The 9,984-nt window shown below is 61.3% G+C and carries 7 protein-coding genes; 6 read left to right on the forward strand and 1 reads right to left on the reverse strand.

The features are described 5' to 3' along the window. Nucleotides 1-24: 24 nt before the first annotated feature. The 6 genes from atpD to glmS all read left to right on the forward strand — a co-directional run bounded on the left by atpD (nucleotide 25) and on the right by glmS (nucleotide 9,171). The gene (atpD, locus tag NA637_RS16840) at nucleotides 25-1,401 is read left to right on the forward strand and encodes a F0F1 ATP synthase subunit beta (RefSeq protein WP_256073457.1); all 1,377 of its coding nucleotides are present in this window, start codon (nucleotides 25-27) and stop codon (nucleotides 1,399-1,401) included. A gap of 81 nt (nucleotides 1,402-1,482) precedes the next feature. Then, the gene (locus tag NA637_RS16845; RefSeq protein WP_256073458.1) at nucleotides 1,483-1,908 is read left to right on the forward strand and encodes a F0F1 ATP synthase subunit epsilon; all 426 of its coding nucleotides are present in this window, start codon (nucleotides 1,483-1,485) and stop codon (nucleotides 1,906-1,908) included. 118 nt (nucleotides 1,909-2,026) lie between these two features. Further along, nucleotides 2,027-3,388: a bifunctional UDP-N-acetylglucosamine diphosphorylase/glucosamine-1-phosphate N-acetyltransferase GlmU gene (glmU, locus tag NA637_RS16850; RefSeq protein ID WP_256073460.1), complete on the forward strand. Its 1,362-nt coding sequence runs from the start codon at nucleotides 2,027-2,029 to the stop codon at nucleotides 3,386-3,388. Between the two features lie 174 nt (nucleotides 3,389-3,562). After that, entirely contained in the window at nucleotides 3,563-6,409 is a 2,847-nt protein-coding gene (locus tag NA637_RS16855; RefSeq protein WP_256073461.1) for a UvrD-helicase domain-containing protein, read from the forward strand. A 126-nt stretch (nucleotides 6,410-6,535) separates the two neighbouring features. Then, entirely contained in the window at nucleotides 6,536-7,318 is a 783-nt protein-coding gene (locus NA637_RS16860; protein ID WP_256073462.1) for a DeoR/GlpR family DNA-binding transcription regulator, read from the forward strand. A 2-nt stretch (nucleotides 7,319-7,320) separates the two neighbouring features. Further along, nucleotides 7,321-9,171: a glutamine--fructose-6-phosphate transaminase (isomerizing) gene (gene glmS / locus NA637_RS16865; RefSeq protein WP_256073463.1), complete on the forward strand. Its 1,851-nt coding sequence runs from the start codon at nucleotides 7,321-7,323 to the stop codon at nucleotides 9,169-9,171. A 266-nt stretch (nucleotides 9,172-9,437) separates the two neighbouring features. On the opposite strand, the gene NA637_RS16870 is transcribed toward glmS, so the two are convergent. Beyond that, on the reverse strand, nucleotides 9,438-9,984 hold a 547-nt coding region (locus NA637_RS16870; RefSeq protein WP_256073464.1), incomplete at its 5' end, for an SDR family oxidoreductase.

Below are 9,984 nucleotides of genomic sequence, written 5' to 3' on the forward strand. Positions count from 1 at the left end.
TTCAAATATTCAGAGGAACCAGCTATGAGTAGCGGACGTATCGTTCAAATCATCGGCGCCGTGATCGACGTGGAATTCCCACGTGATCAGGTCCCGAATATCTACGACGCCTTGAAAGTGCAAAGCGTCGAAACCACTCTGGAAGTCCAGCAGCAGCTGGGCGACGGCGTGGTGCGCACCATTGCGATGGGCTCGACCGAAGGTCTCAAGCGCGGTCTAGACGTCAACAATACGGGCGCAGCCATCTCCGTGCCGGTTGGTAAAGCGACCCTGGGCCGGATCATGGACGTACTCGGTAACCCGATCGATGAAGCCGGTCCGATTGGTGAAGAAGAACGTTGGGGCATTCACCGTCCTGCGCCTTCTTTCGCGGAACAAGCGGGCGGCAACGACCTGCTGGAAACCGGCATCAAGGTTATCGACCTGATCTGCCCGTTCGCCAAGGGCGGTAAAGTCGGCTTGTTCGGTGGTGCCGGTGTCGGCAAGACCGTAAACATGATGGAACTGATCCGTAACATCGCAATCGAGCACAGCGGTTATTCCGTGTTCGCCGGTGTGGGTGAGCGTACTCGTGAGGGTAACGACTTCTACCACGAGATGAAGGATTCCAACGTTCTGGACAAAGTGGCTCTGGTTTATGGCCAGATGAACGAGCCGCCGGGAAACCGTCTGCGCGTAGCCCTGACCGGCCTGACCATGGCCGAGAAGTTCCGAGACGAAGGTAACGACGTTCTGCTGTTCGTCGACAACATCTACCGTTACACCCTGGCCGGTACCGAAGTATCCGCACTGCTCGGCCGTATGCCGTCGGCGGTAGGTTACCAGCCGACCCTGGCGGAAGAGATGGGCGTTCTGCAGGAACGTATCACTTCGACCAAGAGTGGCTCGATCACCTCGATTCAGGCCGTATACGTACCTGCGGACGACTTGACCGACCCGAGCCCGGCGACCACCTTCGCCCACCTGGACGCCACTGTGGTTCTGTCGCGTGACATTGCTTCGCTGGGTATCTACCCGGCCGTGGATCCACTTGACTCGACTTCGCGTCAGCTCGACCCGAACGTGATTGGCAATGAGCACTACGAGACTGCTCGCGGCGTTCAGTATGTTCTGCAGCGTTATAAGGAGCTGAAGGACATTATCGCCATTCTGGGTATGGACGAACTGTCCGAATCCGACAAGCAGCTGGTATCGCGCGCACGTAAGATTCAGCGTTTCCTGTCGCAGCCGTTCTTCGTGGCGGAAGTTTTCACGGGCTCCCCAGGTAAGTACGTTTCGCTGAAAGACACCATCGCAGGCTTCAAAGGCATCCTCAGCGGCGACTACGATCACCTGCCGGAACAAGCGTTCTACATGGTTGGTGGCATCGAAGAAGCCATCGAGAAAACCAAGAAACTGTAATCCTGCGCCCGGCGACGGGCGCTCACCAGGCGGCGCGGCTGGCGGTAGGCCAACCTCGCCGTTTGATACGTGAGGCTAGATATGGCTATGACAGTCCATTGCGATATCGTCAGCGCTGAAGGCGAGATCTTTTCCGGTCTGGTCGAGATGGTGATTGCCCATGGTAACCTCGGCGACATCGGTATTGCTCCGGGCCACGCGCCGTTGATTACCGACCTGAAGCCGGGTCCGATTCGCCTGACCAAGCAAGGTGGCGAAAGCGAGGTGTTCTACATCTCTGGCGGCTATCTGGAAGTTCAGCCCAACATGGTCAAGGTGCTCGCCGATACCGTGCAGCGTGCCAGCGATATCGACGAAGCGTCTGCTCAGGAAGCACTCAAGGCAGCCGAAAAAGCGCTCAACCAGAAGGGTGCTGAATTCGATTACGGTTCCGCGGCGGCGCGTCTTGCCGAGGCCGCTGCGCAGTTGCGGACGATTCAGCAGATGCGTAAGAAGTTCGGCGGTTAGCCCTCGGCTTCTTCATCGCACGTAATTAAAAGGGTAGCCTTGGCTACCTTTTTTCTTTTCCGTTTTGAAAATAACCTCTCGCGTTGGCCTCAGGGCCCATGACTGTTCAGGATCTGCCATGTCTCTCGATATCGTCATTCTCGCTGCTGGGCAGGGCACGCGCATGCGCTCTGCACTGCCCAAGGTCCTTCATCCGGTTGCCGGAAAATCCATGCTGGGGCACGTGATAGACACGGCTCGCGAGCTCAGGCCGGAGGCCATCCATGTAGTGATTGGCCATGGTGCGGAGCGGGTTCGTGAAAGGTTGGTGTCGGATGATCTGAATTTCGTCGTCCAGGCCGAGCAACTGGGAACCGGACACGCCGTGGCTCAGGCTTTGCCGGCGCTCACGGCCGAACGAGTCCTGATTCTTTACGGCGACGTACCGCTGATCGAGGCCGCGACGCTCGAGCGGCTCTTGCAAAAGGTCGGTTCGCAGCAACTGGCGCTGCTTACGGTGAATCTGGACGACCCGACCGGATATGGGCGGATCCTGCGCGGCGAGCAAGGCGTGGTTCAGGCGATCGTGGAGCACAAGGATGCCACGGCCGAGCAGAAGCTGATCGCGGAAGGCAATACCGGCATTCTGGCGGTGCCGGGGGAGCGGCTCGGCGATTGGCTGGGACGGCTGTCCAATAGCAACGCGCAGGGCGAGTACTACCTGACCGACGTGATCGCCATGGCCGTGGCCGATGGCCTGACGGTCGCCACCGAGCAACCGCAGCATGCCATGGAAGTCCAGGGCGCCAACGATCGCATTCAACTGGCCGAACTCGAGCGGCATTATCAACAGCGCGCCGCGCGCCGGCTGATGGCGCAGGGCGTCACCTTGCGCGATCCCGCCCGCTTCGACCTGCGCGGTGAGGTGACCGCCGGACGCGACGTGATGATCGATGTGAACGTGATTCTCGAAGGCAACGTCCTGATCGAGGATGACGTCGAGATCGGGCCGAATTGCCTGATTCGCAATAGCACGCTGCGCCGTGGCGCGGTGGTCAAGGGCAACAGCCATCTGGACGGTGCCGAGCTGGGCGAAGGTGCCGATTGCGGACCCTTCGCGCGCTTGCGTCCCGGTGCGGTGCTGGGCAAAAAGGCCCACGTCGGCAACTTCGTCGAGGTGAAGAATGCACGCCTCGGCGAGGGTGCCAAGGCCGGTCACCTGGCCTATCTGGGCGACGCGGATATCGGTGCGCGGACCAATATCGGCGCCGGCACCATCACCTGCAATTACGACGGCGCCAACAAGTCGCGCACGGTCATGGGCGAAGACGTGTTCATCGGCTCCAACAGTTCGCTGGTTGCCCCGGTGACGCTTGGTGATGGCGCCACCACCGGCGCTGGCTCGGTGATCACTGCCGACGTACCGGCTGCCACGCTGGCATTGGGGCGGGCGCGGCAGGCGCTGATCCAGGGTTGGACACGTCCTGCGAAGAAGCGTTGAAAAAGTCATGGCGGCGACTTCGCTGATCAGGCCATCTTCCACGCCATGCCGCTCCGCGGCACCCCGACCGCACGCAATACTAGAATGGTTCGAGCAGCTCCTGGATCCAGCGGTCTGCAATCTGGATGAATCAATCGGTGGCTGTTCTGAAACGGTTATAAAGGATTCCTGTAGATGCGTGTACTGACCTACGCCGGGCTAGAGCCCGGCCGGCTGAAAACCGCCCTGAAGAAGGCCATCGCCGCTATCGAGCGCGATGATTGGCGCAGCGTTGACCTGAAGAAGTTGACGCCGCTGCCGTACTTTCGCATCAAGCTCGATCAGGCCAGCCGGTTGCTGTTGAGCTTCGTCCGCTATGGCGAGGAAACCGTCTGTCTGGCCCTTGAGGTCATTCCCCAGCATGCCTACGAAAAATCCCGCTTCCTGCGTGGTGCCAGGATCGACGAGGCGCTGATCGAGGACGGCGATGCCGCGCAGGCCGAGGCCAGTGCCGAACCGGTGCGCTACCTGCATCCGGGACGCGGCGAATTTCATCTGCTGGACAAGGTGATCTCCTTCGATGATACCCAGCAGGCCATCTATAGCCTGCCGCCGCCTTTGGTGCTGGTCGGCTCGGCGGGCTCCGGCAAGACCGCCCTGACCCTGGAGAAGATGCGCCAGATGCAGGGCGAGCTGCTCTATGTCACCCAGTCGCCGTGGCTGGCGCGCAATGCCCGCGAGCTGTACTTCGGTCATGGTTACCGCAACGACGCCCAGGAGCCGCAATTTCTTGCCTACCGCGAATTTCTCGAAACCCTGCGGGTGCCGCAAGGCCGGGAAGTGAGCTTCCAGGCGTTCAAGGCCTGGTTCGAACGGCACCGCCAGCAGTACCGCTTCACCGATGCGCATCAGTGCTTCGAGGAGTTCCGAGGGGTGATCGGCAGTCAGCCGGAGGGCGTTCTCGACGAGGCCGCTTACCTGGCTCTGGGGGCCCGCCAGTCGATCTACCCGCCAGAACAGCGCAGCGCCATCCATCAGCTGTTCCAGCGTTACCAGGCCTGGCTGAAGGACAGCGGCCTGTTCGACAGCAACCTGGTCGCCCAAAGCTGGCAGGCCCTGGCCGCGCCGACCTATGACTTCATCGTCATCGACGAGGTGCAGGACCTGACCAACGCCCAGCTGGCGCTGGTCCTCCGAACCCTGAAGCAGCCCGGCCAATTCCTGCTCTGCGGCGACTCCAACCAGATTGTCCATCCGAACTTCTTTTCCTGGAGCGCGGTCAAGGGGCTGTTCTGGCGCGACCCAGGCCTGGCCGAGCGGCAGACCCTGCAGGTGCTGCGTGTCAACTACCGCAATGCCCGCGAAGTCACCCGCGTGGCCAACGATCTGTTGAAGATCAAGCATGCCCGTTTCGGCTCCATCGATCGAGAAAGCAACCATCTGGTGGAGTCCGTTTCCAGCGAGTCGGGCGAGGTGCGCCTGCTGGCCGACAAGGACGCGGTCAAGCGTGACCTGAACAACAGGACTCGCGCCTCTACCCACTTTGCCGTGCTGGTATTGCGTGACGAGGATAAGGCAGAGGCGAAGAAACACTTTCGCACGCCCCTGGTGTTCTCGGTACACGAAGCCAAGGGGCTTGAATACCCCAATATCATTCTCTACCGCTTCATTTCCGACCAGCGCCAGGCCTATGCGCAAATCTGCGAAGGCGTTACCGGCGCCGACCTGGACAAGGACGAACTGGACTACCGTCGCGCCCGTGACAAGCAGGACAAGTCTCTGGAGATCTGGAAATTCTACGTCAATGCCCTGTACGTGGCGCTGACTCGTGCGGTGGAGCGCCTCTACCTGATCGAGAGCGATCATGGCCATCCGCTGCTGGCCTTGCTCGGCGTGCGCGACGGTGATGCCCAGCTGGAAATCCGCAGCAGCCGTTCTAGCCACGAGGAATGGGAACGCGAGGCGCACCGCCTGGAGCAGCAGGGCAAGCAGGAACAGGCCGAGGCGATTCGCCGCGAAATCCTGCGCACCCGCCAGGTGCCCTGGCCGGTGTGGAACTGGGAAGCGGCCGGGCCGATGCTCGCCCGTGCCCGCGATCCTCGGGAAGTCTCCAACAAGGTTCGCCAGCAACTGCTCGATTTCGCTCTCTGGCACCGACTGGAACGGCACATCGAGCACATGGCCGAGGACCTGCATTGGAACTCTGCCGTGCAACTGCTCGCCAATGTCCAGCAAGGCTCCATCCAGCGTGCCCGCGAAAGCCTCATCAACCGTTATCTCGGCCCCTACCAGAAAAGGAACTGCAAAGACATTCTGATGCAGTGCGACCAGTACGGCGTCGACCACCGCACCCCGATGGACGCCACTCCGCTGATGCTCGCTGCCCTGGCAGGCAACCTGCCGCTGGTCGAGGCGCTGCTCGAACGCGGCGCCGATCCCGAACAGCGCGATCTGTTCGGCCACAGTGCTTTGTCCTACGCTCTGGTTCGCGCCGCCGAAGATCGCGACTATGCCGCCGGCCCATTCGGCGACCTCTACGAGCCTCTGGCGACCCCGCTGGACCTGGAAGTGGAGGGGCGGCTGGTCCGTCTGTACCCACAGCAGGGCGAATACCTGCCGCTGCAGCTCATGCTGGCCGGGCTCAAGACACTTGGTTCGCAATTCAACCATACCCCGGAGTTCCCCATCGGCAGGCGCTATGGCTTCTATGCCGACTACCTGATGCGCAACCTCGAGCACTTCCCGGACAACGTGTTGCGCCCGGAACGCAGAAAGCGAACCTACTTCAACCAGGTTCTCGCCCGCGCCGAAGTCGACAGCAGTTATCGCCCGGCCCGCAAGCTCTGGCGGCGCATGCGCAACGGCCACTACCTGCCCAGTCCAGCCCTGCAACTGCGCGTGCCCGGCAGCGATGGTCTGGTGCAATGGCAACCGCTCTACGATCTGCTGGCCGTGCGGGAAATCCTGGCCGGCAATGGATATCTCATGGTGGGACAAGCGCTCCACTCTCTGCTCGAAGAACTGCCGAAAGTACAGTCTTGAGTCGAGCGGCCTGATTCAGGCGCAAGGCACCAGCGCGCGGCACGGGCGACTGCTGTTTACAACTTGCGAGATTTCAGCTCATGTGTTTTGATTCGCGTCCATTAACTTACGAATCGAAACTTTGGTATGTCGAAACGCAACACGCCGCAACGCCGCCACGCGATACTCGCCCGGCTTAATGAGCAGGGCGAGGTCAGCGTCGATGAGCTGTCCAGGCGTTTCGAAACGTCCGAAGTGACCATCCGCAAGGATCTGGCCGCGCTGGAGAAGAACGGTCTGCTGCTGCGGCGCTATGGTGGCGCGGTGCCCTTGCCGCAGGAGCTGATCGGCGACGCCGCGCAGCCGGTGTCGCCCTGGAAGCAGGCCATTGCCCGAGCCGCCGTCGGCTGCATCCGCGAGCATGCGCGCATCATCATCGACAGTGGCACCACGACTGCCGCGATGATCCCGCAGCTCGGTCACAAGCATGGCCTGCTGGTCATGACCAATTCACTGGGCGTCGCCAACGCGTTGCGTGAGCTGGAGCATGAGCCCACGCTATTGATGACCGGCGGCACCTGGGATCCGCATTCCGAGTCTTTCCAGGGGCAGGTGGCAGAGCAGGTGCTGCGTTCCTATGATTTCGATCAGCTGTTCATCGGCGCCGACGGCATCGATCTGCAGCGCGGCACCACCACCTTCAATGAATTGCTCGGCCTTTCGCGGGTCATGGCGGAAGTGGCCCGCGAAGTCATCGTGCTCGCCGAATCGGACAAGATCGGCCGACGCATCCCCAATCTGGAGTTGCCCTGGGGCGACATTCACACCTTCATCACTGACGAGCGTCTCACCGCCGAGGCGCGTTCAAGCATTCAGGCCCGCGGCGTCAAGCTGATCTGTGCCGCTGTCGAAACCCATCCGGAGAACTGAACATGTGTGGCATCGTAGGCGCCGTCGCCGAACGCAATATCACCCCGATCCTGCTCGAAGGCCTCAAGCGGCTTGAGTACCGAGGCTACGACAGCGCCGGTGTCGCCGTGCTGGATGCCAGTGGCACGCTGCAGCGCCTGCGCCGCTCCGGCAAGGTTGCCGAGCTGGAGCAGGCACAACAGCAGCAGCCCCTTGCCGGTCGCCTGGGCATCGCTCATACCCGTTGGGCCACTCATGGCGCGCCCTGTGAACGCAACGCCCATCCGCATTTCTCCGGTGATGATCTGGCGGTGGTGCACAACGGCATCATCGAGAATCACGAGGCGCTGCGGCAGCAGTTGAAAGCGCAGGGTTACGTTTTCGTCTCCGACACCGACACCGAGGTCATCGTCCACCTGCTGCGGCACAAGTTGGACGAATACGGTGACCTGACCGTGGCGCTCAAGGCGACGGTCAAGGAGCTGCATGGCGCCTATGGTCTGGCGGTGGTCAGCGCCAAACAGCCGGATCGCTTACTGGCAGCTCGCAGCGGCAGCCCGCTGGTAATCGGCCTGGGGCTGGGCGAGAACTTCCTCGCGTCGGATCAATTGGCCTTGCGCCAGGTGACCGACCGTTTCATGTACCTGGAAGAAGGCGACATCGCCGAGATCCGCCGTGACAGCGTGCAGACCTGGGATGTGAATGGTCAGGCTGTGATGCGCGAAAGCGTGCAGTACCACGAGGGCGCCGAAGCGGCGGACAAGGGCGAGTACCGCCACTTCATGCTCAAGGAAATTCACGAGCAGCCCAAGGTCGTGCAACGCACCCTGGAAGGCAGATTGGGTGACCATCAGGTGCTGGTGCAGGCCTTCGGTCCGCAGGCGGCGGAGTTGTTCGCCAAGGTGCGTAACGTGCAGATCGTCGCCTGTGGTACCAGCTACCACGCCGGCCTGGTCGCTCGCTATTGGCTGGAAGAACTGGCTTGTATTCCGTGTCAGGTCGAGGTCGCCAGCGAGTTTCGCTACCGCAAGGTGGTGGTGCAGCCCGACACCCTGTTCGTCACCATTTCCCAATCTGGCGAGACCGCCGATTCGCTCGCGGCGTTGCGCAACGCCAAGGCGCGCTCCGAGCAGGAAGGTCGCTATCTGGCCAGCCTGGCGATCTGCAACGTCGGCATCAGTTCGCTGGTGCGCGAATCGGACCTGACCCTGCTCACCCAGGCCGGCCCGGAAATCGGCGTGGCTTCGACCAAGGCCTTTACCACGCAGTTGGTCGGCCTGTTGCTGCTGACCCTGTCGCTAGGCCAGGTCCGCGGCACGCTGGCCCCGGCCTTGGAAGCGGAGCTGATCGATGAGTTGCGCCGCCTGCCAACCCGCCTGGGCGAGGCGCTGGCCATGGACACCACGGTGGAGAAGATCGCCGAGCATTTCGCCGAGAAGCACCATACGCTGTTCCTCGGCCGCGGCGCGCAATATCCGGTGGCGATGGAAGGTGCGCTCAAGCTCAAGGAGATTTCCTATATCCATGCCGAGGCCTACCCCGCCGGTGAACTCAAGCATGGGCCGCTGGCACTGGTGGACGCCGACATGCCGGTGGTGACGGTGGCACCGAACAACGAGTTGCTGGAAAAGCTCAAGTCGAACCTGCAGGAAGTGCGCGCCCGTGGCGGCGAGCTGATCGTCTTCGCCGACCGCGAAGCGGGAATTGAAAACGGCGAGGGGGTCTTCATCGTCAGCATGCCGCATATCCACGACGTGCTGGCGCCGATCCTCTACACCCTGCCGTTGCAGCTGCTGTCGTACTACGTTGCCGTGCTGCGCGGTACTGATGTCGACCAGCCACGCAACCTGGCCAAGAGCGTCACGGTGGAATAAGCGGCGCGGTTCCGAGCGATCTAATGGTTTCAAACATAAAGAACTGTCGCTGGACGATAAAAACTGTCGCAGAAGGCGGGAGACGAGCTGGCTCCCTCGTTACGAACATCAGCGTCCTAGCAATGCTCGTCGCTCAGTGGTCACGATATTTCTTTTATGAGGGCGGCTGGCATAGGGTGGCCTTTTTGTGCCGGCATGGCTGCGACCATCAGCACGAAAATCGGTGAAACCTTCAGCTGCATGAGGTAGCCCCGCGAGGGCCCACCTCAAGGGGAAATCTGCAGGACAGGGCGCAAAAGGATTTCCTCGACCAGTACATTAGCCGGCTGAGCGAAAGCATAAACCAGGGCCTGGGCTATGTCTTCGGCTCTCAATGCATCGAGCTTTTCACGTCGCGACTCTAGCGCCTCGCTGACATTCTGGCCAAATTCAGTCCATACGGCACCGGGTTCGATTACCGAGACGCGAATCCGATCAGGGCCCAGCTCCTTGCGCAGGGCATCGTGAAATCCAACCACAGCGTATTTTGTAGCGCTATATACTGACCAGTTCTCGACTCCATAGCGCCCGCCCACACTGGAAACGGAGCAGATCATTGCACCGGCGCGGCCACTCATGAGTTTGATCGCCCCGCGCGTGCAGTTGAGCACGCCGTACAGGTTCGCATCGATCATCGTCTTCCAGTCTTCCTGAGCGCTGTCCTCGAACTTGCCGCTGATGCCGATGCCGGCATTGTTGAAGAGAAGATCCAAGCCGCCGAAGCGTTCGCGCACATGATCGAACAGGGTGTTTACCTGTGCCTGATGCGCCACA

Origin of the sequence: Stutzerimonas stutzeri, assembly GCF_024448935.1 — a bacterium.
GTDB lineage: Bacteria > Pseudomonadota > Gammaproteobacteria > Pseudomonadales > Pseudomonadaceae > Stutzerimonas > Stutzerimonas stutzeri_AO.